At 57.4% G+C, this 24,577-nt stretch carries 19 protein-coding genes and 1 riboswitch; of the genes, 15 read left to right on the top strand and 4 right to left on the bottom strand.

Annotation, left to right across the window (positions count from 1 at the left end; translation table 11 throughout):
• Nucleotides 1-3: 3 nt before the first annotated feature.
• The gene (gene sgrT, locus DW56_RS04805) at nt 4-186 is read right to left on the bottom strand and encodes a glucose uptake inhibitor SgrT (RefSeq protein WP_024553924.1); all 183 of its coding nucleotides are present in this window, start codon (nt 184-186) and stop codon (nt 4-6) included.
• Nucleotides 187-274: 88 nt separating this feature from the next.
• Here sgrT and sgrR point away from each other — a divergent pair, with 88 nt between their 5' ends.
• The 4 genes from sgrR to thiQ all read left to right on the top strand — a co-directional run bounded on the left by sgrR (nt 275) and on the right by thiQ (nt 5,353).
• Nucleotides 275-1,933: an HTH-type transcriptional regulator SgrR gene (gene sgrR, locus DW56_RS04800; protein ID WP_024553925.1), complete on the top strand. Its 1,659-nt coding sequence runs from the start codon at nt 275-277 to the stop codon at nt 1,931-1,933.
• Between the two features lie 35 nt (nt 1,934-1,968).
• Nucleotides 1,969-2,069, top strand: a riboswitch (TPP riboswitch).
• Nucleotides 2,070-2,101: 32 nt separating this feature from the next.
• The gene (gene thiB, locus DW56_RS04795; RefSeq protein WP_024553926.1) at nt 2,102-3,085 is read left to right on the top strand and encodes a thiamine ABC transporter substrate binding subunit; all 984 of its coding nucleotides are present in this window, start codon (nt 2,102-2,104) and stop codon (nt 3,083-3,085) included.
• Nucleotides 3,061-4,671, top strand: a complete 1,611-nt coding sequence (thiP, locus tag DW56_RS04790) for a thiamine/thiamine pyrophosphate ABC transporter permease ThiP (protein ID WP_024553927.1) — start codon at nt 3,061-3,063, stop codon at nt 4,669-4,671. The genes thiB and thiP overlap by 25 nt, the downstream gene beginning before the upstream one ends.
• Nucleotides 4,655-5,353, top strand: a complete 699-nt coding sequence (thiQ, locus tag DW56_RS04785; protein ID WP_024553928.1) for a thiamine ABC transporter ATP-binding protein ThiQ — start codon at nt 4,655-4,657, stop codon at nt 5,351-5,353. The genes thiP and thiQ overlap by 17 nt, the downstream gene beginning before the upstream one ends.
• Here thiQ and DW56_RS04780 read toward each other — a convergent pair.
• Complete coding sequence (locus DW56_RS04780) at nt 5,350-6,120, bottom strand: DedA family protein (RefSeq protein ID WP_024553929.1); 771 nt, start codon at nt 6,118-6,120, stop codon at nt 5,350-5,352. The genes thiQ and DW56_RS04780 overlap by 4 nt on opposite strands.
• Before the next feature lie 123 nt (nt 6,121-6,243).
• Nucleotides 6,244-7,089 (bottom strand): arabinose operon transcriptional regulator AraC, encoded by an 846-nt coding sequence (gene araC / locus DW56_RS04775; RefSeq protein ID WP_024553930.1) that lies wholly within the window; start codon nt 7,087-7,089, stop codon nt 6,244-6,246.
• A gap of 340 nt (nt 7,090-7,429) precedes the next feature.
• Here araC and araB point away from each other — a divergent pair, with 340 nt between their 5' ends.
• The 6 genes from araB to rluA all read left to right on the top strand — a co-directional run bounded on the left by araB (nt 7,430) and on the right by rluA (nt 17,553).
• On the top strand, nt 7,430-9,142 hold the full coding sequence (gene araB, locus DW56_RS04770) for a ribulokinase (protein WP_024561983.1): 1,713 nt from the start codon (nt 7,430-7,432) through the stop codon (nt 9,140-9,142).
• 10 nt (nt 9,143-9,152) lie between these two features.
• Nucleotides 9,153-10,655, top strand: a complete 1,503-nt coding sequence (gene araA / locus DW56_RS04765) for an L-arabinose isomerase (protein ID WP_024553797.1) — start codon at nt 9,153-9,155, stop codon at nt 10,653-10,655.
• Nucleotides 10,656-10,712: 57 nt separating this feature from the next.
• Nucleotides 10,713-11,408 (top strand): L-ribulose-5-phosphate 4-epimerase, encoded by a 696-nt coding sequence (gene araD, locus DW56_RS04760; protein ID WP_024553798.1) that lies wholly within the window; start codon nt 10,713-10,715, stop codon nt 11,406-11,408.
• 74 nt (nt 11,409-11,482) lie between these two features.
• Complete coding sequence (gene polB, locus DW56_RS04755) at nt 11,483-13,843, top strand: DNA polymerase II (protein ID WP_024553799.1); 2,361 nt, start codon at nt 11,483-11,485, stop codon at nt 13,841-13,843.
• 133 nt (nt 13,844-13,976) lie between these two features.
• Nucleotides 13,977-16,883: an RNA polymerase-associated protein RapA gene (gene rapA, locus DW56_RS04750; RefSeq protein ID WP_024553800.1), complete on the top strand. Its 2,907-nt coding sequence runs from the start codon at nt 13,977-13,979 to the stop codon at nt 16,881-16,883.
• 13 nt (nt 16,884-16,896) lie between these two features.
• Nucleotides 16,897-17,553 (top strand): bifunctional tRNA pseudouridine(32) synthase/23S rRNA pseudouridine(746) synthase RluA, encoded by a 657-nt coding sequence (rluA, locus tag DW56_RS04745; protein ID WP_029697231.1) that lies wholly within the window; start codon nt 16,897-16,899, stop codon nt 17,551-17,553.
• A gap of 118 nt (nt 17,554-17,671) precedes the next feature.
• On the opposite strand, the gene djlA is transcribed toward rluA, so the two are convergent.
• The gene (gene djlA, locus DW56_RS04740; protein ID WP_024553802.1) at nt 17,672-18,490 is read right to left on the bottom strand and encodes a co-chaperone DjlA; all 819 of its coding nucleotides are present in this window, start codon (nt 18,488-18,490) and stop codon (nt 17,672-17,674) included.
• Between the two features lie 184 nt (nt 18,491-18,674).
• On the opposite strand from djlA, the gene lptD reads away from it, so the two are divergent.
• The 5 genes from lptD to apaG are packed head-to-tail and all read left to right on the top strand — an operon-like array spanning nt 18,675 to nt 24,573.
• Complete coding sequence (gene lptD, locus DW56_RS04735; protein ID WP_024553803.1) at nt 18,675-21,041, top strand: LPS assembly protein LptD; 2,367 nt, start codon at nt 18,675-18,677, stop codon at nt 21,039-21,041.
• Nucleotides 21,042-21,092: 51 nt separating this feature from the next.
• On the top strand, nt 21,093-22,379 hold the full coding sequence (gene surA / locus DW56_RS04730) for a peptidylprolyl isomerase SurA (protein WP_024553804.1): 1,287 nt from the start codon (nt 21,093-21,095) through the stop codon (nt 22,377-22,379).
• Nucleotides 22,379-23,374 (top strand): 4-hydroxythreonine-4-phosphate dehydrogenase PdxA, encoded by a 996-nt coding sequence (pdxA, locus tag DW56_RS04725; protein ID WP_024553805.1) that lies wholly within the window; start codon nt 22,379-22,381, stop codon nt 23,372-23,374. The genes surA and pdxA overlap by 1 nt, the downstream gene beginning before the upstream one ends.
• Nucleotides 23,371-24,192 (top strand): 16S rRNA (adenine(1518)-N(6)/adenine(1519)-N(6))-dimethyltransferase RsmA, encoded by an 822-nt coding sequence (gene rsmA / locus DW56_RS04720; RefSeq protein WP_024553806.1) that lies wholly within the window; start codon nt 23,371-23,373, stop codon nt 24,190-24,192. Before pdxA ends, rsmA begins: the two co-directional genes overlap by 4 nt.
• Nucleotides 24,193-24,195: 3 nt before the next feature.
• On the top strand, nt 24,196-24,573 hold the full coding sequence (gene apaG / locus DW56_RS04715; RefSeq protein ID WP_024553807.1) for a Co2+/Mg2+ efflux protein ApaG: 378 nt from the start codon (nt 24,196-24,198) through the stop codon (nt 24,571-24,573).
• Nucleotides 24,574-24,577: the final 4 nt, after the last annotated feature.

Genomic DNA, 24,577 nt, shown 5'->3' with positions numbered 1-24,577 from the left:
CAGTTACACTCGATGTCGGCGCAGAAGACGCTTAAAGGAAACCGGGGTTGTAACCTCCCACTGCATCACCGCGTCCAGCATCTGCATGCGTTGCGCCGCGCTCAGGCGGGCCAGCCAGAATGCGCGAACGCCCTGCGTTGCAAAAAAATAGTGTTGCCAGAAACTGCGTACCGATGACCGTTTCATAAACGCCTCCTCGCTTTCATCGTTAAGAATTATTGGCGTAATATAGGGAAAGATAAATTGAAGAGTTTTGGCGAGGAGTTCCCCTTTTATGTCCACCGGCCGTCTGCAACAACAATTTATTCGCTTATGGCAATACTGCGAGGGTAAACCGCAGGAAACCACGCTGAACGACCTGGCGGAAATGCTGAACTGCTCGCGCCGCCATATGCGCACCCTGCTTAACGCCATGCAGGAAAAAGGGTGGCTGAAATGGGAAGCGGAAGCCGGGCGCGGCAAGCGTTCGCGCTTAACGTTCCTCTATACTGGCCTCGCGCTACAGCAGCAGCGCGCCGAAGAGTTGCTCGAGCAGGACAGAATCGATCAGTTGGTGCAGATTGTTGGCGATAAAACCGCGGTGCGTCAGATGCTTATCTCTCATCTTGGACGCAGCTTTCGCCAGGGGCGGCATATTCTGCGCGTGCTCTACTACCGCCCGTTGCAAAACCTGCTGCCCGGCAGCGCGCTGCGCCGTTCAGAAACCCACGTGGTACGGCAAATCTTCAGCGGCCTTACGCGCATAAACGAGGAAAATGGGGAACTGGAAGCGGACATAGCTCACCACTGGCAAAAACTTTCCCCTTTGCACTGGCGATTTTTTCTGCGCCCCGGCATCCATTTCCACCATGGCCGCGAGCTGGATATGCTCGACATTATTACCTCGCTTGAACGTATTAGTGCGTTGCCGCTTTACTCGCATATCTCCCATGTGGTTTCCCCCACGCCCTGGACGCTGGATATCCACCTTAGCGAACCAGACAAATGGCTGCCGTGGCTGATGGGCAGCGCGGCGGCGATGATCCTGCCGCGGGAATGGACCACTCTGCCACACTTCGCCAGCAAACCGGTCGGCACCGGGCCTTACGCGGTGGTGCGCAATAACAGCAACCAGTTAAAAATCCATGCTTTTGATGATTACTTCGGCTACCGGGCATTAATTGATGAGGTGAATTTTTGGGTCTTGCCGGATATCGGCGACGAGCTGGGCGGCAGCGTCCAGCTTGAAGGCCCGACAGGCGGAGAAAAAGCGGTGGAAAGCCGCCTTGAAGAAGGCTGCTATTATTTGCTGTTTGATTCCCGCTCCCGTACCGGGGCGAACCCGCAAGCGCGCCAGTGGCTAAGCCATCTGCTTTCGCCGGTTAATTTCCTCTATCGCGCCGCAGAACATTACCAGCGCTACTGGTTCCCCGCTTACGGCCTGCTGCCCCGCTGGCACCATGCACCGCAGATAGCGCTGGTGGAGCGCCCCGCCGGGCTGGAAAGCCTCAGGCTCACTTACTATCGCGACCATATTGAAAACTGTGCTATCGGCGCGATTATCCAGACGCTGCTTGCAGAACAAGGCGTAAAGGTAGAGATAAACGAGATAGATTACACCGAGTGGCATCAGGGAGAAGAAGTAAGCGATCTCTGGTTAAACAGCGTTAACTTCACGCTTCCCCTGGACTTCTCGCTGTTCGCCAACCTTTATGAAACGCCTTTGATGCAAAAATGCGTGCCGCTCAACTGGCGGCAGGATGCCGCACGCTGGCGCGCAGGTGAACTGGATTTACCCGCATGGTGCCAGCAACTGCTTGAAAGCCAGCATGTTTTACCGCTGGTGCATCACTGGCTTATTTTGCAGGGACAGCGCAGCATGCGCGGCTTGCGCATGAACACGCTGGGCTGGTTTGACTTTAAATCCGCCTGGTTTGCGCCGCCGGAACCGTAACCCTTTCGAAACATTCAGCGAATCATTACAATGGGCCGTTCTCAACGGGGTGCCGCACCGCTCGTGCGCGCTGAGATAATACCCGTCGAACCTGATCCGGATAACGCCGGCGAAGGGATTTGAGGCTACCACTCAAAAACCTTTGCCCCCTATTTTTAAAGGTGCAAAGTGCTTAAAAAAATTCTCCCACTGCTGGCGCTGGTCGCCGCGCCTGTTTTTGCGAAACCCATTCTGACGGTTTATACCTACGACTCGTTCTCCGCCGACTGGGGCCCGGGTCCGAAAGTCAAAAAAGCGTTTGAAGCGGACTGCGGCTGCGAGCTGAAATTCGTCGCGCTCGAAGATGGCGTCTCGTTGCTTAACCGCCTGCGCATGGAAGGCAAAAACAGTAAGGCGGATGTGGTGCTGGGGCTTGATAACAACCTGCTGGAAGCCGCCACCGCCACAAAACTCTTCGCGCCGAGCGGCGTTGCGCCGGAAGCTGTCAACGTGCCGGGCGGCTGGAAGAACGACACCTTTGTCCCCTTCGATTACGGTTACTTCGCCTTTGTCTACGACAAAAACAAGCTAAAGAGCCCGCCGAAGAGCTTAAAAGAGTTGGTGGAGAGCGACCAGAAGTGGCGCGTGATCTATGAAGACCCGCGCACCAGCACGCCAGGGCTTGGCCTGCTGCTGTGGATGCAAAAAGTCTATGGCGACAACGCGCCGCAAGCCTGGCAGAAGCTTGCAGCGAAGACGGTGACCGTCACCAAAGGCTGGAGCGAGGCTTACGGCCTGTTCCTGAAAGGGGAAAGCGACCTCGTGCTGAGCTATACCACCTCGCCGGCTTATCACATTATCGAAGAGAAAAAGGACAACTACGCCGCAGCTAACTTCAGCGAAGGTCATTATCTGCAAGTGGAAGTGGCGGCCCGCACCGCTGCCAGCAAACAGCCGGAACTGGCAGAAAAATTCCTCAAGTTTATGGTTTCCCCCGCCTTCCAGAACGCCATTCCCACCGGCAACTGGATGTATCCGGTCACCGATATCGCCCTGCCGGAAGGCTTCAATACGTTGCAGAAACCGCAAACTTCGCTGGAGTTTACGCCGCAGGTGGTTGCGAAATCGCGCGCGCAATGGATTAGCGAATGGCAACGCGCCGTCAGCCGTTAATTCCCGGCTGGCTGTGGCCTGGTCTGCTCGCCGCCCTGCTGATGGCGGCGGTAGCCCTGACGGCTTTCTCCGCCCTCTGGCTTAACGCGCCGCAGACCGATTTCCCGGCGCTCTTGCAGGACAGCTATCTGTGGCATGTGGTGCGTTTCTCTTTCTGGCAGGCATTCCTCTCCGCCCTGCTCTCCGTCGTGCCCGCCATTTTTCTCGCCCGCGCCCTTTACCGCCGCCGCTTTCCCGGCCGTAACGCCCTGTTGCGGCTGTGCGCCATGACGCTTATTTTGCCGGTGCTGGTGGCGGTGTTCGGCATCCTCAGCGTGTATGGCCGCAGCGGCTGGCTCGCCTCGCTGTGCGGGTGGCTTGGTCTGGAGTGGTCTTTTTCGCCTTACGGGCTCCAGGGCATTCTGCTCGCCCATCTCTTTTTCAATATGCCGATGGCGACCCGCCTGCTGTTGCAGGCGCTGGAAAATATCCCTGGCGAACAGCGCCAGATTGCCGCCCAGCTCGGCATGCGCGGCTGGGCGTTTTTCCGTCTGGTGGAGTGGCCGTGGCTGCGCCGACAAATCACGCCCGCCGCCGCGCTGATTTTTATGCTTTGCTTCGCCAGTTTCGCGACGGTGCTTTCGCTTGGCGGCGGCCCGCAGGCGACCACCATCGAGCTGGCTATCTATCAGGCGCTGAGCTACGACTACGATCCTGGCCGCGCGGCGCTGCTGGCGCTGGTACAGATGGTCTGCTGTCTTGCGCTAATGCTCCTGAGCCAGCAGTTCAGCAAGGCGATCCCTGTCGGCGCCGCGCAACTGCGCGGCTGGCGCGATCCGCAAGATTCCCGCTTCAGCAAGCTGGCGGACAGTTTGCTGATTTTCCTCGCGATGCTGCTATTACTGCCGCCGTTGATAGCGGTCATGGTGGATGGGATTAACGGCAGCGCCGGCGAGTCGCTTTTTCAGCCAGCGCTGTGGCGCGCGCTCTGGACTTCGCTGCGTATCGCGCTCGCCGCCGGGCTGCTCTGCGTGGCGCTCACCATGATGCTGTTATGGAGCGCCCGCGAGCTTTACCTGCGACAGCGTCGTCTGGCGGGCCAGAGCCTCGAACTGAGCGGGATGCTGATCCTCGCCATGCCAGGCATCGTGCTGGCCACCGGTTTTTTCCTGCTGCTTAACAGCACCATCGGGTTGCCGCAATCGGCAGACGCGATTGTGATTTTTACCAACGCGCTTATGGCTATTCCCTACGCGCTTAAAGTGCTGGAAAACCCGATGCGCGATATCGCCGCCCGTTACGCCCCGCTGTGCGCCTCGCTCGATATAAACGGTTTTAACCGCTTACGCCTGATTGAACTGCGCGCATTGAAAAGGCCGCTGGCGCAGGCGCTGGCTTTCGCCAGCGTGCTTTCGATAGGCGATTTCGGCGTGGTGGCGTTGTTCGGTAATGAAGATTTCCGTACGCTGCCTTTCTACCTTTACCAGCAGATTGGCTCTTACCGCAGCGATGCGGGCGCCGTAACAGCGCTGATTTTGCTGCTGCTCTGCTTCCTGCTTTTCACGCTTATCGAAAAACTACCGGGGCGCCATGCTGACTCTGACTGATCTCACCTGGCTTTATCATCATCTGCCGATGCGCTTTTCTCTTCATGTAAAAGCAGGCGAGCGCGTGGCGATACTGGGGCCAAGCGGCGCAGGGAAAAGCACGCTGCTGAATCTCATTGCGGGCTTTCTGCCGCCGGCAAGCGGCGAGCTGCGGCTGAATGAGACAGACCATACGCGCACGCCGCCATCCGCCCGCCCGGTCTCCATGCTGTTTCAGGAGAACAACCTGTTTAACCATCTGACGGTGCGGGAGAATATCGGGCTTGGGCTGCATCCGGGGCTGAAGCTGACCGCCGCCCAGCGGGAGAACGTGGCGACGATAGCCAGGGAAATGGCGATTGACGACCTGCTGGCGCGGCTGCCAGGCGAACTTTCCGGCGGCCAGCGTCAGCGGGCGGCGCTGGCGCGCTGCCTGATACGCCAGCAACCGATATTGCTGCTTGATGAACCTTTCTCCGCGCTCGACCCGGCGCTGCGCCAGGAGATGCTGACGCTGCTTGAGCGCCTTTGCCAGGCGCAAAATCTGACGCTGCTGATGGTGTCGCACAGCCTTGAAGATGCGGCGCGCATCGCGCCGCGCTCGGTGGTGGTGGTGGACGGCCGCATCGCCTGGGATGGCGACACCGCTCAACTGGTGAGCGGCGAAGCGAGCGCCTCGAAGCTGCTCGGCATAACCTCTTAATGCCCGCCGCTGACCACTTTTCCAAGAAGGGTAAGGTAAACCGGCATTAGCGGGTGCTGCAAAATGGCGATAAACGCCGCCAGCCCCACCGCGCTGGCCAGCGGCGCCAGCCAGTGCAGGCGCGCGCGCGGCAGGAAGCGCGACAGCCGGTCGGTGGTTTTGCCGCTGCGCCACCAGCGCCAGCAAAGCCACGCCGCAAGCCAAAGCAGTAGCGCTACGCCAAGCAGCAGCCACTTAAAGCCGCTGCTTTGCATTCCGGCGGGAATATCGATAGCCGCGCCGGCCAGAATGCCGGGCAGGAAATAAAGCGGCGGCCAGAGCAGGCAGCCGATAATATTGGGCAGCACGAATTTCGCGACGGGCAGGTCAAGCATGCCTGCCACCATCGGCACCAGCGGACGGGTGGGCCCGACAAAGCGGCCGACCAGAATCGTAAACATGCTGTGCTGATGCAGCGCATGCTCCGTTTTATCCAGCAGCGCTTTATGCTTTTTCAAAAAGCTCCAGCGGTGCAGCGGTTTTTTAAAGCGCCAGCCCAGCCAGAAGGAGATCCAGTCGCCCAGCAGACACCCGGCTATCCCGGCGGCCCAGGCCTCATAAAAGCCTACCTCGCCGCTGCCTATCAGCGCGCCCAGCGCAGCCATCATCACCGTGCCCGGCAACAACAGCCCTACCAGCGCCAGCGACTCGAGAAACGCCACCAGCGCCACGGCGATAAGCGAATAAGCGAGCGACTGCGTAATAAAATGTTCCAGCAAGGCTTCCATAACGTACCCGGTAAAGTGAGGAAGAAGGATTCTCCCGGCGGCCTTGACCTGCGTCAAGATATCCGTTGCCTGAATAACTTACCGGTTACGACATTCGCTAAAGCATTTAGTTTCGGTTTAGCTTTATTCGCAGCCTGCGCGGAACTCGCTGGGGCTGGCGCCCGTGCATTTTTTAAAGACCCGCGAAAAATAGAGCTGATCTTCAAAACCGACGTTACGCCCGACGCTCGCTATCGGCATACGCGTTGTGCTGAGTAAAAGCTTCGCCTGGCTAATGCGCTGATCCTCGCGCCAGCTCAATACGCTAACGCCAAGCTGCTGGCGAAACAGATGCGACAGGCGCGACGGCGAAAGGCAGACGTGCTGCGCCACGCTTGAGATATCAAAATGGCTGTCCGCCAGATGGTCGCTGATGTACTGGCAAGCGTCGCGCACGCGGTTATCCAGCGGCGCTTTCATCGATTCGCTAATGGCTTCTACGCGCCGTAGCAACAGCTGTTCCAGCAGATTTATCGCCAGCAGTTCGGCGTATCGCCCCGGCCCCTGCGCGGCGTTGATTATCTCCTGAAAAAGCGTGGAGCACTGGAGCTGGTGGACGTCATCGGGACGGTAAAAGCCGGTATGGGCGAAAATGGTCGGCCAGTTCAGCCACTCATGCCAGTAAGCGCGCGGACGAAAGTAAACCCACTGGTGATACCACTCTTTCGCTTCCGGATGGCGGCCATAGTGGTGCACTTCGCCTGGTGGAAACAGCAGCATGTCGCCCGGACGGCAGACAAACTCCTGCCCCTGATTTTTCACCACGCCCTCGCCGCGGATGGTGAGGTTAAGAATGTAACCCTTCATGCCGAGCGGCCTGTTGATAAAGAAATCAAGGTAGCCGTTAGCCTCTATGGGGGTTAGCCCGGCAACCAGATGCGCGTTGAATGAGTACCCCGGCAGCAGGGGATCGTTTTGCGTTTCAGCCATCGTCAGCGGTGCTCCAGAGCCAGTTTAAGGAAACCATTTGTCCATATGAGCAAACAGAGGGACGTTCGCCGTTCTGCTTACCTTTTCTTCAGCTTATCGGGGTTGTTAAAGCCGCGCCATAACAGAATTTATCCCGTCGCGCCTGTTACATCAGGCTTTTTCAATGATGGCTAAAGTGTCTATAAACATGGCAGGAATGTCCACATCGATAATTTGCGTGGCGTCACAATTTCTCAACCCATAGCATTTTAGTCCATAAGTTCAGCGGATCCACCCTGACCCTTTTCTGCCCGTAAAACTAATGTTCACTGCATGTTTGTTTACCTCACGGAGTGTGAAGATGGCTATTGCGCTGGGACTTGATTTCGGCAGTGATTCAGTGCGCGCGCTGGCGGTGGATTGCGCCAGCGGCGCCGAGCTCGCCACCCAGGTTGAGTGGTATCCTCGCTGGCAGGAAGGCCGCTATTGCGACGCCGCCCATAACCGGTTTCGTCATCATCCGCTGGATTACATCGAGTCGATGGAAGCAGCGCTGAAGGCGGTGCTGGCGCAACTGAGTGAAGCGCAGCGCGCCGACGTGGTCGGCATTGGCGTCGATTCAACCGGCTCCACCCCGGCGCCGATTGACGCGCAGGGCAACGTACTGGCGCTTAACCCGCAGTTTGCCGATAACCCCAACGCGATGTTCGTGCTGTGGAAAGATCACACGGCGGTTGAAGAGGCCGAAGCGATTACGCGCCTGTGCCACCAGCCGGATAAAGTGGATTATTCACGCTATATCGGCGGCATTTATTCCAGCGAATGGTTCTGGGCCAAAATCCTGCACGTGACGCGGGAAGACAGCGCCGTCGCGCAGGCGGCGGTCTCCTGGATTGAACTGTGCGACTGGGTGCCCGCCCTGCTCTCCGGCACTACCCGCCCGGCGGATATTCGCCGCGGCCGATGCAGCGCCGGGCATAAATCGCTGTGGCATGAAAGCTGGGGCGGCCTGCCGCCTGCCAGTTTCTTCGACGAACTCGACCCTATTATCAATCAGCACCTCGATTACCCGATGTTCACCGAGACCTGGACTGCGGATATTCCGGTGGGCAACCTCAGCCCGGAATGGGCGGCGCGTCTGGGCCTGGCGCAGAGCGTGGTGATTTCCGGCGGCGCGTTTGACTGCCATATGGGCGCCGTCGGCGCCGGCGCTCAGCCCAATACGCTGGTAAAAGTTATCGGCACCTCCACTTGCGACATTCTCACTGCGGATAAACCGAGCGTAGGCGATCGCGCTGTGAAAGGCATTTGCGGCCAGGTAGACGGCAGCGTAGTGCCGGAATTTATCGGCTTTGAAGCGGGGCAATCCGCCTTTGGCGATATCTACGCCTGGTTTGGCCGTCTTCTTGGCTGGCCGCTTGACCAGCTGGCGCAACAGCAGCCAGCGCTGAAAGAGGCTATCGCTGCCAGCAAAAAACAGCTACTGCCTGCGCTTACCGAAGCCTGGGCGAAAAACCCTTCGCTCGATCACCTGCCGGTCATTCTGGACTGGTTCAACGGCCGCCGTACGCCGAACGCCAACCAGCGCCTGAAAGGCGTGATTACCGACCTGAATCTCGCAACCGATGCGCCGCTGCTGTTCGGCGGACTGATTGCCGCTACCGCCTTCGGCGCCCGCGCCATTATGGAGTGCTTTACCGAACAGGGCATTGCGGTGAATAACGTGATGGCGCTGGGCGGCATTGCGCGCAAAAACCCGGTGATCATGCAGGTTTGCTGCGACGTGCTGAACCGTCCGCTACAGATTGTCGCCTCCGATCAATGCTGCGCGCTGGGCGCCGCGATTTTCGCCGCTGTCGCCGCAGGCGTTCACCCGGATATTCCCGCCGCGCAGCAGGCGATGGCCAGCCGCATCGAAAACACGCTACAGCCAATCCCGGAACGCGCCGCCCGCTTTGAGCAGCTTTACCGCCGCTATCAGCAGTGGTCCGCCAGCGCGGAACAACACTATCTCCCTTCACTACCGGCCAGCAGCGCTAACCACAGCGAAGGCCAGGCAGCACTGACACATTAAGGATATGACGATGACTATTTTCGACCAGTATGAAGTGTGGTTTGTAATTGGCAGCCAGCATCTGTATGGCCCCGAAGCGCTGCGCCAGGTGAATCAGCAGGCGGAACAGGTAGTGAATGCGCTGAACGCGGAAGCGAAATTGCCCTGCAAGCTGGTATTGAAGCCGCTCGGCACCACGCCGGATCAAATCACCGACATCTGCCGCGATGCCAACTACGACGATAAATGCGCGGGGATGGTGGTATGGCTGCACACATTCTCGCCCGCCAAGATGTGGATCAACGGTCTCTCTATCCTGACCAAGCCGCTGCTGCAATTCCACACCCAGTTTAATGCGCAAATTCCGTGGGACAGCATCGACATGGACTTTATGAACCTGAACCAGACCGCGCACGGCGGCCGCGAGTTCGGCTTCATCGGCGCCCGCATGCGGTTGCAACACAGCGTCGTTACCGGCCACTGGCAGGATGGCGAAGCGCATAAACGCATCGGCGCCTGGATGCGCCAGGCGGTATCTAAACAGGATACCCGTCACCTGAAAGTGGCGCGCTTTGGCGACAACATGCGCGAAGTGGCTGTTACCGAAGGGGATAAAGTGGCCGCGCAGATCAGGTTCGGCTTCTCGGTCAACACCTGGGGCGTCGGCGACCTGGTCGCAGTAGTGAATGACGTCAGCGAAGGCGACATCAGCGCGCTGGTAGACGAATACGAAAGCAGCTATCGCCTCACGCCTGCTGCGCAGATTAATGGCGATAAGCGCCAGAACGTCATTGATGCGGCGCGTATCGAGCTTGGCATGAAGCGCTTCCTGGAGCAGGGCGGCTTTCACGCTTTCACCACCACGTTTGAAGATTTACACGGCTTAAAACAGCTTCCCGGGCTTGCGGTGCAGCGCCTGATGCAACAGGGCTACGGCTTCGCCGGCGAAGGCGACTGGAAAACCGCCGCCCTGCTTCGCATCATGAAAGTGATGTCCACTGGCCTGCATGGCGGCACCTCCTTTATGGAGGACTACACCTATAACTTCGAATCGGGCAACGACATGGTGCTGGGCTCCCACATGCTGGAAGTCTGCCCGACTATCGCCACCGATGAAAAACCGATCCTCGACGTGCAGTACCTCGGCATTGGCGGCAAAGCGGATCCGGCGCGCCTGATTTTCTCCACCACCACCGGGCCTGCCATCAACGCCAGCCTTATCGATCTGGGCGATCGCTTCCGCCTGCTGGTTAACTGCGTCGACGCGGTGAAAGCGCCGCATTCATTGCCGAAGCTGCCGGTAGCCAACGCGCTGTGGAAAGCGCAGCCGGATCTGCCGACCGCCTCCGAGGCGTGGATACTCGCTGGCGGCGCGCACCACACTGTTTTCAGCCAGGCGCTGGATCTCAACGACATGCGCCAGTTCGCTGAGCTGCATAACATTGAGATTGCGGTTATCGATAACGACACTCGCCTGCCCGCTTTTAAAGACGCGCTGCGCTGGAACGAGGTTTACTACGGTTTCAAACGGTAAAAACAGGGTTCGGCCAGCTCGCAAGGGCTGGCCCTCTTTTTTATCTGGAGGTTCAGGATGCTGGAAGAGTTAAAACGTCAGGTGCTGGAAGCGAACCTGGCGCTGCCGAAACATAATCTGGTCACGCTTACCTGGGGCAACGTCAGCGCTGTCGATCGCGAACGCGGCGTTTTCATTATCAAGCCGTCGGGCGTTGATTACACCGTAATGACCGCTGAAGATATGGTGGTTGTCAGCATCGAAACCGGCGAAGTGGTGGAAGGCACCAAAAAGCCTTCGTCAGATACGCCGACGCACCGCCTGCTTTACCAACAGTTCCCCACCATTGGCGGCATTGTGCATACCCATTCTCGTCACGCCACTATCTGGGCGCAGGCGGGTCAGTCGATTCCGGCGACGGGCACGACCCATGCCGACTATTTCTACGGCGCGATCCCCTGCACCCGCAAAATGACCGATGCGGAAATTAACGGTGAATATGAGTGGGAAACCGGCGTGGTGATTGCCGAGACGTTCCGTGAAAAGGGAATCGATCCCGCGCAGATGCCCGGCGTGCTGGTGCATTCCCATGGGCCTTTCGCCTGGGGTAAAGACGCCTCAGACGCGGTGCATAACGCTATCGTGCTGGAAGAGGTCGCCTATATGGGCATTTTCTGCCGCCAGCTTGCCCCGCAACTGCCGGATATGCAGCAAACGCTGCTGGATAAACATTACCTGCGCAAGCACGGGGCAAAAGCCTATTACGGGCAATAGCACTGTATAAAACACCAGCAACACCACCCAAACCAGGCTATAATCAGGCCTGGTTTTTTGTTCAGGAAAGCGGTGTGTCTGAAGCGCGTCAGGGTTTTATATTGACCCGCCACTGGCGGGATAGCACGCAGGGTACGGAAGTGGAGTTCTGGCTGGCGACCGACGACGGCCCGCTGAAGGTTCGCCTGCCGCCGCAGGAGTCCGTGGCGTTTATTCCTGAATCCCAGCGCCCCCAGGCGCAGCGACTGCTGGCCAACGAAAGCGATGCGCGCCTTGCGCCGCTGACTCTTAAAGATTTTCATCGCCAGCCCGTTTGCGGCCTTTACTGCCGTTCTCACCGCCAGTTGATGCGGCTCGAAAAGCTGCTTCGGGAAAACGGCGTGACGCTTTATGAAGCCGACGTGCGCCCGCCGGAGCGCTTTTTAATGGAGCGTTTTATTACCGCGCCGGTCTGGGTAAGCGGCGAACCGCAGGGCGGGATGTTAATTAACGCTCGCCTGAAACCCAGCCCGCACTATCGCCCGCCGCTGAAGTGGGTGTCGCTGGATATTGAAACTAACCGCCACGGCGAGCTTTACTGCATCGGGCTTGAGGGGTGCGGCCAGCGCGTGGTCTACATGCTGGGGCCGGAAAACGGCGACGCCAGCGCCCTGGATTTTCAGCTGGAATATGTGGCGGGCCGTGCGCAGCTGCTTGAAAAACTTAACGCCTGGTTTGCGCAGCACGATCCCGACGTATTAATAGGCTGGAACGTGGTGCAGTTTGATCTGCGCATGCTGCAAAAACATGCCGAGCGTTACGGCGTGCCGCTGCGCCTTGGGCGCGGCAACAGCGAGCTTGAATGGCGCGAGCACGGTTACAAAAACGGCGTTTTCTTTGCTCAGGCCGCAGGACGGCTGATTATCGACGGCATCGACGCGCTGAAATCCGCTTTCTGGAACTTTTCTTCTTTTTCGCTGGAATCCGTTTCACAAGAATTGCTTGGCGAAGGCAAGGCGATAGACGACCCGTGGCACCGCATGGCGGAAATTAACCGCCGCTTCGCCGAAGATAAACCGGCGCTTGCCACCTATAACCTGAAAGATTGCGAGCTGGTGACGCGCATCTTCCAGAAAACCGAGCTGATGCCTTTTTTACTGGAGCGCGCCACGGTGAACGGCCTGCCAGCCGACCGCCACGGCGGCTCGGTGGCCGCCTTCAGCCATCTCTATTTCCCGCGCATGCATCGCGCAGGCTATGTCGCCCCGAATCATGGCGATGTGCCGCCGCAGGCGAGCCCTGGCGGTTACGTCATGGACTCTCGCCCGGGCTTGTATGACTCGGTGCTGGTGCTGGATTACAAAAGCCTTTACCCGTCCATTATCCGCACCTTTTTAATCGACCCGGTGGGGCTTGCGGAAGGCATGGCCCGCCCCGATGCGCAGGCGAGCGTGGAAGGGTTTCTCGGCGCCTTTTTTTCACGGGAAACGCACTGCCTGCCGGAGATTGTGACGCAAATCTGGCAGGGGCGCGAAGCGGCGAAGCGTCAGGGCAACAAACCCCTCTCCCAGGCGCTGAAAATCATCATGAACGCCTTTTACGGCGTCCTTGGCACCAGCGCCTGCCGCTTCTTCGACCCGCGGCTCGCCTCTTCTATTACCCTGCGCGGCCATGAAATTATGCGCCAGACCCGCGAACTGATAGAAACGCAAGGCTATGAAGTCATTTATGGCGATACGGATTCCACCTTCGTCTGGCTTAAAACGCCGCACAGCGAAGCAGAAGCGGCGCGTATCGGCCAGCAGCTGGTAGAGCATGTTAATGCCTGGTGGAAAAGCCATCTGCATGCGTCAATGGGGGTAACCAGCGCGCTGGAACTGGAATTCGAGACGCATTTTTGCCGCTTTCTCATGCCGACCATTCGCGGCGCGGAGCTGGGCAGCAAAAAACGCTACGCCGGGTTGATACAGGAAGGCGAAAGCCAGCGCATGGTTTTTAAGGGGCTGGAGACAGTGCGCACCGACTGGACGCCGCTTGCCCAACAGTTTCAGCAAAGCTTATACCTGCGAATTTTCCGCAACGAGCCTTATCAGGATTTCGTACGTGACACGATTGCGAAGCTGATGGCCGGCGAGCTGGATGAGCAGCTGGTCTACCGTAAACGGCTGCGCCGCCCGCTGGCTGAGTATCAGCGTAACGTGCCGCCGCATGTGCGCGCCGCAAGGCTTGCCGATGAAGAAAACCTTAAGCGTGGGCGTCCGGCGCAGTATCAAAACCGCGGCACGATTAAATATGTCTGGACCACCAGCGGCCCGGAGCCGGTCGATTATCAACGTTCGCCGCTTGATTACGACCACTATCTGGAAAAACAGCTTCAGCCCGTAGCGGACGGCATTTTGCCTTTCCTTGAAGATGACTTTGCTACACTCATGACGGGTCAGTTAGGGCTATTTTGACAGGTGACGAACGCGTTGCCATCCAGTACCATAGCGCCCTTTCCAAAACTGTACCCAATCCCGACCCCCCGCCTCCTCGCAGGCGGGAGTCATACTATTGCCTGCAAATTTGTAACGAGAATAGAGCCGATATATGCCTTTTACACTTGGTCAACGCTGGATCAGCGATACGGAAAGCGAACTGGGACTGGGCACCGTGGTGGCGATCGACGCCCGCATGGTTACCCTGCTTTTCCCGGCTACCGGTGAAAATCGTCTGTATGCCCGAAATGACTCCCCTATCACCCGCGTTATGTTTAACCCGGGCGACACCGTGACTAGCCACGAAGGCTGGCAGTTGAAAGTGGATGAAGTAAAGGAAGAGAACGGCCTTCTGGCCTATATCGGCACTCGTCTGGATACCCAGGAAGCGGACGTCATGCTGCGCGAAGTACTGCTCGACAGCAAACTGGTGTTCAGCAAGCCGCAGGATCGCCTGTTCGCCGGCCAGCTTGATCGTATGGATCGCTTTGCCCTGCGCTATCGCGCCCGCAAATACCAGAGCGAGCAGTACCGCATGCCGTGGAGCGGCCTGCGCGGCCAGCGCACCAACCTGATCCCTCACCAGCTTAATATTGCCCACGACGTGGGCCGCCGCCATGCGCCGCGCGTTTTGCTGGCAGACGAAGTGGGCCTGGGTAAAACCATCGAAGCGGGCATGATCATTCATCAGCAATTGCTCTCCGGCGCCGCTGAACGCGTGCTGATCGTGGTGCCTGAAACGCTGCAACACCAGTGGCTGGTAGAAATGCTGCGCCGCTTTAACCTGCGCTTTGCTCTGTTTGACGACGAACGCTATACCGAAGCGCAGCATGAATCCGACAACCCGTTCGATACGGAACAGCTGGTTATCTGTTCGCTTGATTTTGTACGCCGCAACAAGCAACGCCTGGAGCATCTGTGCGAAGCGCAGTGGGATCTGCTGGTGGTGGACGAAGCGCATCACCTGGTCTGGAGCGAAGGCGCGCCGAGCCGCGAGTACCAGGCGATTGAACAGCTGGCGGAACAGGTGCCGGGCGTACTGCTGCTCACCGCTACGCCGGAACAGCTGGGAATGGAAAGCCATTTCGCCCGCCTGCGCCTGCTTGATCCGAACCGCTTTCACGACTTCGCCCAGTTTGTCGAAGAGCAGAAAAACTACCGTCCGGTGGCCGATGCCGTGGCCTTGCTGCTTGCCGGCAACAAACTGAGCAATGAAGAGCTCAATATGTTGAGCGAACTGATTGGCGAACAGGATATTGAGCCGCTGCTGCAAACCGCCAACAGCGACCGCGACGGCGCAGAAGAGGCGCGCCACGAGCTTATCGACATGCTGATGGACCGCCACGGCACCAGCCGCGTGCTGTTCCGTAATACCCGTAACGGCGTAAAAGGCTTTCCGAAGCGTGAGCTGCACACCATCAAGCTGCCGCTGCCGACCCAGTATCAAACGGCGATCAAAGTGTCTGGCATTATGGGCGCCCGCAAACCGGTGGAAGATCGCGCCCGCGATATGCTTTACCCGGAGCAAATTTATCAGGAGTTTGAAGGCGACACCGGCACCTGGTGGAACTTCGACCCGCGCGTGGAATGGCTGATGGGCTACCTCACCAGCCATCGCTCGCAGAAAGTGCTGGTTATTTGCGCCAAAGCCGCAACGGCTTTACAGCTTGAGCAGGTGCTGCGCGAGCGTGAAGGCATTCGCGCCGCCGTGTTCCACGAAGGCATGTCGATTATCGAGCGCGACCGCGCCGCCGCGTGGTTTGCTGAAGAAGATACCGGCGCGCAGGTGTTACTCTGCTCGGAAATTGGTTCTGAAGGCCGCAACTTCCAGTTCGCCAGCCAGCTGGTGATGTTCGACCTGCCGTTTAACCCGGACCTGCTTGAACAGCGTATCGGCCGTCTGGATCGTATCGGCCAGATGCATGACATCCAGATCCATGTGCCTTACCTGGAAAAAACCTCGCAGTCGGTTCTGGTGCGCTGGTATCACGAAGGGCTGGATGCATTCGAGCACACCTGCCCGACCGGGCGCGCCATTTACGACAGCGTCTATGAGCAGCTGATTGGCTATCTCGCCGCGCCGGAAAACACAGAAGGTTTTGATGAACTCATTAAAGCTTGCCGCGAACAACATGAAGCGCTGAAAGCGCAACTGGAGCAAGGCCGCGACCGCCTGCTGGAAATCCACTCCAACGGCGGTGAAAAAGCGCAGCGTCTGGCGGACGAGATCGCCGGGCAGGATAACGACACCGGGCTGGTGAATTTCGCCATGAACCTGTTTGATATTATCGGCATCAACCAGGACGACCGCGGCGAGCACATGATTGTGCTGACGCCGTCCGACCATATGCTGGTGCCGGATTTCCCCGGTCTGCCGGAAGATGGCTGCACCATCACCTTCAACCGCGACGTGGCCCTTTCCCGCGAAGATGCGCAGTTCATTACCTGGGAGCACCCGCTTATTCGCAACGGCCTGGATCTTATCCTCTCCGGCGATACGGGCAGCAGCGCTATTTCACTGCTGAAGAACAAAGCGCTGCCCGTCGGCACGCTGCTGGTTGAGCTGATGTATGTGGTTGAGGCTAAAGCGCCGAAGCAGTTACAGCTTAACCGTTTCCTGCCGCCGACGCCGGTGCGCATGCTGATGGATAAAAACGGCACTAACCTCGCTTCACAGGTAGAGTTTGAAAGCTTTAACCGCCAGCTAAGCGCCGTAAACCGCCATACCGGCAGCAAACTGGTTAACGCCGTTCAGCAGGATGTGCATGCCATTTTGCAACTGGCGGAAGGTCAGGTAGAGAAAGCGGCGCAGGCGCTGATTGCTGCGGCGCGCGACGAAGCGGATGAAAAACTGTCTGCTGAGCTGTCCCGTCTGGAAGCGCTGCGCGCGGTTAACCCGAACATTCGCGATGACGAGCTGAGCGCTATTGAGACCAACCGCCAGCAGGTGCTGGAGAGCCTTAATGAGGCGAGCTGGCGTCTGGACGCGCTGCGTCTTATCGTCGTGACGCATCAATAACCGGAGCCGGACGATGCTGGAATTTTATCATCCGCCGCAGGAACCCTGGCTGGTCATCCTTTATCAGGATGACCATATCATGGTGGTCAACAAACCGAGCGGCCTGCTCTCCGTGCCGGGCCGGCTCGAAGAGCATAAAGACAGCGTGATGACGCGCATTCAGCGCGACTTCCCACGGGCGGAATCCGTGCATCGTCTGGATATGGCAACCAGCGGAGTGCTTGTGGTTGCCCTCACCAAAGCGGCGGAGCGCGAGCTTAAGCGGCAGTTTCGCGAGCGCGAACCGAAAAAGCAGTATGTCGCGCGAGTGTGGGGCCACCCGGCAAACGAAGAAGGGTTGGTGGATTTACCGCTGATTTGCGACTGGCCGAACCGGCCAAAACAGAAAGTCTGTCATGAAACCGGAAAAGCGGCGCAAACGGAATATGAAGTGCTGGAGTATGCGGCGGATAACACCGCCCGCGTGCTGTTGAAACCGATAACCGGGCGTTCTCACCAGCTGCGCGTACATATGATGGCGCTGGGTCACCCGATCCTCGGCGATAAATTTTACGCCACGCCGGAGGCGTTCGCCCGCGCGGACCGCCTGCTGCTGCATGCGGAAACGCTGACCATCACTCACCCCGCCTACGGCTCTTCCATGACCTTCCGCGCGCCTGCGGATTTCTGACGCCGTGTTGTAAAAGGTGGGTAACGCTTTGCTTACCCACCTTCTGACAGCGTTAATTCCTGAAAAATAAACAAGCCGTCATCCCACCGATTTAACGCTAAAGCGCGTCCTGGAACCGTTACTTAACGCCCTTCGCAGTTTTAATCAGATCGTACGCTTTCTGGATTTCCTGCGCCTTTTGCTTAGCCATTTGCATCATTTCAGGCGGCAGCCCTTTCGCCACGAGCTTATCCGGGTGATGCTCGCTCATCAGCTTGCGATAGGCGCGCTTAATCGTGGTGATATCGTCGGTCGGTTTCACGCCCAGCACATTACAGGCATCCTCCAGCGTAGGCCCGCGCTGCGCCTGCTGCCAGCCGCCGTTTTGCTGCGACTGTTGCTGGTAGCCGCCGTTAAACTGCGCGCCTCCCTGCATCATGCGCATGAACTGATCGAACTGCATTCGCGAAATGCCAAGCTCTTCTGCAATGACATAAAGCACTTCGCGCTCGTTCGGGTGCAGCGTGCCGTCAGCAAAAGCCGCCTGGATCTGGATTTCCAGAAACATCTGAATCAGGTCGAAACGGCCAAAACAGACGCTTCTGAGCTGACGCATTTTATCGCGCAGCGGATAGCCATTCTCTTTACCGATGCGAAAGGCGTTTTGCGCCGCCCGGCGTGATTCGCCATGCAGGTTCATCCGGTCCATTAATATCGTTGCGATCTGAATGTCCGCCTCGGTCACGCGGCCCTTGGATTTGGTCAAATGCCCCATCACCTCAAAGGTCGTGCTGAAAAAGAGCGACTGACGATCCCGCTGGCTGGCAAACCAGACGTTACGACGACTACGCGCTTTATCAAAAAGATGGCCTACGATAAGGCCAAGAATGACGCCCCATATCCCGCCATTCATTAGCAGCGCCACTGCCACGCCAACCACTTTTCCCCAATACTGCATATACTCCCCAAATCGTCATGCCGTCGGCTAGAATTTGCTTTATCATACCCGTCATTCTAAGCCGTGCCTAACAGAGAGGCTCGAAAGCGGGCAGGATTAACACTAGCGCTGTGGTGATGAGTAAGTTAGTCTCTGACCGTTTGCCGGCGCCAAGCCAATGATGACGGAACAACGAATAACACGTATGAAAAAACGTATTCCCACCTTGCTGGCCACGATGATTGGCACAGCCCTCTATAGCCAACAAGGGATGGCTGCCGATCTCGCTTCGCAGTGTATGCTCGGCGTGCCCAGCTATAACCGCCCTCTTGTTCAAGGCGACACCAATCAATTGCCTGTGACAATTAATGCTGACAGCGCTAAAGGAAACTATCCTGACGACGCGGTTTTCAGCGGCAATGTCGATATTGCGCAGGGGAATGGTCGCCTTCAGGCTGACGAAGTCCAGCTGCATCAAAAACAGGTAGAAGGCCAGGCGGATCCGGTGCGTACGGTCGACGCACTGGGTAATGTGCACTACGACGACAACCAGGTCATCCTGAAAGGTCCGAAAGCCTGGTCGAATTTAAACACCAAAGACACCAACGTCTGGAAAGGCGACTACCAGATGGTAGGCCGGCAGGGCCGCGGCACCGCCGATCTCATGAAGCAGCGCGGCGAAAACCGCTATACCATTCTGGAAAACGGCACCTTTACCTCTTGTCTGCCGGGCACCAATACCTGGAGCGTGGTGGGCAGCGAAGTTATCCACGACCGGGAAGAACAGGTTGCGGAGATCTGGAACGCCCGCTTTAAGCTCGGCCCGGTGCCAGTGTTTTATAGCCCATACCTGCAATTGCCGATCGGCGATAAGCGCCGTTCCGGCTTCCTTATTCCGAATGCGAAGTACGGCACCAATAACGGGTTTGAGTTTACCCTGCCCTACTACTGGAACATCGCGCCTAACTTCGACGCCACCATTACACCGCACTACATTGAAAAACGCGGCAACGTGCAGTGGCAGAACGAATTCCGCTATCTGACGCAGGCGGGCATGGGTTTAATGGAGTTCGACTACCTGCCTTCGGATGATGTCTACCGCGACGACACCGCCCGCACAGACGATAACGAACACCGCTGGCTGTTCTACTGGCAGCATAACGGGGTGCTGGATCAGGTGTGGCGCTTTAATGTGGACTACACCAAAGTCAGTGACGATCGTTACTTCAATGACTTCAGCTCTAAATATGGCTCCAGTACCGATGGCTACGCGACGCAATTTTTCAGTCTCGGCTACGCGATAGAAAACTTTGACGCGACAGTTTCCGCGCGAGACTTCCAGGTATTTAATGATTTTGGTAATACCTACCGTTCGTTGCCACAGCTGGACGTTAACTTCTACCAGAATGACGTAGGGCCGTTTGATACGCGTCTTTACGCGCAGGCGGTCAAGTTCACTAACGTGAACGACAACTATCCGGAAGCGACGCGCCTGCATCTGGAACCCACGATTAACCTGCCGTTGTCAAACAACTGGGGCAGCATCAACACGGAAGCCAAGCTGATGGCGACCCACTATCAGCAGGATAATCTGGAGCGTTATCGCAATTATCTTGGTGGTAATAATGCCGCGGCGAATAACCTTGAAGACTCCGTTAACCGCGTACTGCCGCAGTTTAAAATCGACGGCAAGATGGTCTTTGAGCGTGATTTCAGCGCGCTGGCTGAAGGCTATACGCAAACGCTGGAGCCGCGCGCGCAATATCTTTATGTGCCCTATCGCGACCAGAGCACCATCAATAACTACGACTCCTCGCTGTTGCAGTCTGACTATTCCGGCCTGTTCCGTGACCGTACTTACGGCGGCCTGGACCGTATTGCCTCGGCCAACCAGATGACGACCGGCGTCACATCCCGCGTTTATGATGATAAGGCCGTTGAACGTTTTAACATTTCTGTAGGTCAAATCTACTATTTCACCGAGTCCCGTACCGGTGATGACAACATCAACTGGGAGAAAGACAAAGACACCGGCTCCATGGTATGGGCGGGAGATACCTACTGGCGCATCAGCGACAGGTGGGGCCTGCGCGGCGGCGTGCAGTATGACGCGCGCCTGAATAACGTCGCGACCGGCAACGGGGCGATTGAATACCGCCGCGATCAAGACCGGATGCTGCAACTGAATTACCGCTACGCCAGTCCGCAGTATATCCAGGCGACGCTGCCTTCTTACTACTCAACCACCGAGCAGTTTAAAGACGGCATTAACCAGGTCGGCGTGACGGCAAGCTGGCCTGTGGTGGATCGCTGGTCGGTCGTGGGCGCGTATTACTACGACACCAATGCCAACAAAGCCGCCGACCAGATGCTGGGCGTGCAATATAACTCCTGCTGCTATGCCATCCGCGTCGGTTACGAGCGGAAAATTAACGGTTGGGAAAAAGATCAGAGCAAGTATGACGAAGTGTTCGGCTTTAACATCGAACTGCGCGGCCTGAGTTCTAACTACGGCCTCGGCACACAGCAGATGTTGCGCTCCAACATTCTGCCGTACCAAAGCTCGCTGTAATGCACTGAATTAAACGTAATCCGCTTTGCGGTTAATCGAAATGGAAAAGGTATGAAGAACTGGAAAACGCTGCTTCTTGGTATCACTTTAGTCGTGAATACCAGCTTCGCTGCGCCGCAGGTTGTCGATAAAGTTGCAGCCGTCGTGAATAACGGCGTGGTACTGGAAAGCGATGTCGATGGTCTGATGCAATCAGTAAAGCTCAATGCAAATCAGGCGGGGCAGCAACTTCCTGATAACAGCACGTTGCGCCATCAGATTCTGGAGCGTCTGATCACAGATCAGATAATCCTGCAAATGGGGCAAAAGATGGGAGTCAATATCACCGATCAGCAGCTTGATCAGGCTATTGCCAACATCGCCAAACAAAACAACATGACGCTGGATCAGATGCGCAGCCGTCTGGCTTATGACGGCATCAACTACAGCACGTATCGTAACCAGATCCGCAAAGAGATGATCATCTCTGAAGTGCGTAATAATGAAGTACGCCGTCGCGTCACGATCCTGCCGCAGGAAGTGGATACGCTGGCGAAGCAAGTGGGCAGCCAGAATGACGCCAGCACGGAATTAAACCTGAGCCACATTTTAATTCCGCTGCCGGAAAACCCCACTTCCGACCAGGTGAACGAAGCGGAAGCGCAGGCGCGATCCATTGTTGATGAAGCCCGCAACGGCGGTGATTTCGGCAAGCTCGCCATTACCTATTCCGCCGATCAGCAAGCGCTTAAAGGCGGCCAGATGGGCTGGGGACGCATTCAGGAACTGCCGTCTATTTTCGCTCAGGCGTTAAGCACGGCGAAGAAAGGCGATATCGTTGGGCCTGTCCGTTCCGGCGTTGGCTTCCATATCCTGAAAGTGAACGATCTGCGCGGTCAGTCTCAGAGCATTTCTGTGACTGAAGTGCACGCCCGCCACATCCTGCTTAAGCCTTCGCCGATCATGACCGATCAGCAGGCGCGCCTGAAGCTTGAAGAGATCGCGGCGGATATCAGGAGCGGTAAAACCTCCTTTGCCGACGCGGCGAAAGCCTTTTCTCAGGATCCGGGTTCAGCAAACCAGGGCGGCGATCTGGGTTGGGCCTCTCCCGAAGCTTACGATCCGGCATTCCGTGATGCGCTAACGCGTTTACAACGCGGCCAGTTAAGCGCCCCGGTGCACTCTTCTTTCGGCTGGCACTTGATTGAGCTGATGGATACGCGCAACGTCGACAAGACCGACGCCGCGCAGAAAGAGCGCGCCTATCGCATGTTGTTTAACCGTAAATTCTCTGAAGAAGCGGCAACCTGGATGCAGGAACAGCGCGCCAGCGCCTATGTCAAAATTCTGAGCAACTAATGGCAAACACTCCCCGTGTTATCCTCACTCCCGGCGAACCCGCCGGGATTGGGCCCGACCTGGTCATCGCGCTGGCAAGCCGTGACTGGCCCGCAGAACTGGTCGTCTGCGCCTCCCCTGAACTGTTAACCGAACGCGCCGCCCTGCTGGGCCTGCCGCTGACGCTTCTGCCTTTTAAGCCCGGTTCGCCAGCCATCGCCCAACGGGCAGGCACGCTCACTATACTGCCCGTTGAGCTGCGTGCGCCGGTAACCCCGGGCGTACTCGATGTGCGTAATGCTGACTATGTGGTAGAGACGCTGGCGCGCGCCTGCGACGGCTGTCTGAGCGGCGAATTCGGCGCGCTGATAACGGGTCCCGTGCATAAGGGCATCATCAACGATGCAGGCATACCTTTTATTGGTCACACAGAGTTTTTTGAAGAGCGTTCGCACAGCGAAAAAGTGGTGATGATGCTGGCGACTGAATCGCTACGCGTAGCGCTTGCCACCACGCATCTGCCGCTAAAAGCCATTCCGCAGGCTATTACTGCGGATCTGCTGCGGCATATCATCGCCACTCTGTATAAGGATCTGCAAAGCAAATTCGGCATCGCGCAACCGCATGTGCTGGTTTGCGGCCTGAACCCCCATGCGGGCGAAGGCGGTCATATGGGCACTGAGGAAATTGATACGATAATTCCGGTGCTTGAAGAGATGCGTACGCGCGGCATGAACCTTACCGGTCCGCTGCCTGCCGATACGCTGTTCCAGCCGAAATATCTTGAGCATGCTGACGCCGTGCTGGCGATGTACCACGATCAGGGCCTGCCCGTGCTAAAATACCAGGGCTTTGGCCGCGCGGTGAATATCACGCTTGGCCTGCCCTTTATTCGCACGTCGGTCGACCACGGCACCGCGCTTGAACTCGCGGGCCAGGGCACCGCCAGTGTCGGCAGTTTTATTACGGCGATTAATCTCGCCATCCAGATGATTTTAAACAGTAAGAATCAATGAATAATCGAGTCCACCAGGGCCATTTAGCCCGCAAACGCTTCGGGCAAAACTTTCTTAACGACCAGTTCGTTATCGACAGCATCGTCTCCGCCATCAATCCGCAAAAAGGCCAGGCGATGGTGGAAATCGGCCCCGGTCTCGGCGCGCTGACTGAACCTGTCGGCGAGCGGCTGGACAAGCTCACGGTAATCGAGCTGGACCGCGACCTTGCCGCCCGTCTGCAAACGCACCCTTTCCTTGCGCCTAAGCTGACGATTTATCAGCAGGACGCAATGACCATGAACTTCAGCGAACTTTCCGCAACGCTCGGCCAGCCGCTGCGCGTGTTCGGCAACCTGCCGTATAACATCTCCACTCCGCTGATGTTTCACCTGTTTAGCTATACTGATTCGATTGCCGATATGCATTTTATGCTGCAAAAAGAGGTGGTAAACCGACTGGTTGCAGGGCCGAACAGTAAAGCGTATGGTCGCTTAAGCGTGATGGCGCAATATTACTGCCAGATAATCCCGGTGCTGGAAGTGCCGCCGACGGCGTTTGCGCCGCCGCCGAAAGTTGATTCCGCCGTGGTGCGTCTTGTGCCGCATGCGCAGTTGCCGCACCCGGTGAAAGATTTGCGTTTGCTGAGCCGTCTGACGACAGAGGCGTTTAACCAGCGCCGTAAAACCATTCGCAACAGCCTCGGCAACCTCTTTAGCCCGGAAGTGCTGACATCGCTTGGGGTAGATCCTGCCCTGCGTGCAGAAAACATTTCTGTGGCGCAATATTGTCAAATGGCTAACTATTTAGCCGACAATCTGCCCTCGAAGGAGAGCTAAGCCATGTTAGATTCGCCCCGTGTTTGTGTTCAGGTGCAAAGCGTTTATATCGAATCCCAGTCCTCGCCGGACGAAGAGCGTTTCGTCTTTGCCTATACCGTCACTATCCGCAACCTGGGGCGAACTCCCGTGCAGTTGCTGAGCCGTTACTGGCTTATCACTAACGGTAATGGACGCGAGACAGAAGTTCAGGGTGAAGGGGTCGTTGGCGAACAACCCCATATCGCGCCTGGCGGCGAATACCAGTACACCAGCGGCGCGGTGATAGAAACGCCGTTCGGCACTATGGAAGGCCATTATGAAATGGTCGATGAACAGGGCGCCCGCTTTCGCATCGCCATCCCGGTTTTCCGGCTGGCCCTACCTACATTAATTCACTGATACG

Source organism: Franconibacter helveticus LMG 23732 (genome assembly GCF_000463115.2).
Classification (GTDB): domain Bacteria; phylum Pseudomonadota; class Gammaproteobacteria; order Enterobacterales; family Enterobacteriaceae; genus Franconibacter; species Franconibacter helveticus.
Note: the sequence above shows the minus strand (reverse complement) of the source record. Positions and strands in the feature narration are given on the sequence as shown.